At 50.5% G+C, this 222-nt stretch carries 1 rRNA gene; it reads right to left on the bottom strand.

Going from position 1 to position 222, the window contains the following annotated elements:
• A 23S ribosomal RNA gene (locus ACYT32_RS12400) occupies positions 1-222 on the bottom strand; the annotation flags it as partial.

Here is a 222-nt window from a genome sequence, read left to right as displayed (position 1 = left end):
ATCAAGACTTACTGCTTGGACGCGCATATCCATCAGCGCGCACACATCATCCTCCTGCGTCCTTCCATCGTTCAAACAAAATAAACTGGTACAGGAATATCAACCTGTTATCCATCGATTACACCTCTCGGTCTCATCTTAGGCCCCGACTAACCCTGGGAGGACGAGCCTTCCCCAGGAAACCTTAGTCTTTCGGCCGACCAGATTCTCACTGGTCTTTCG

The organism is Companilactobacillus sp. FL22-3, from assembly GCF_054881455.1.
This window is presented reverse-complemented; position numbering and strand designations above follow the sequence as displayed.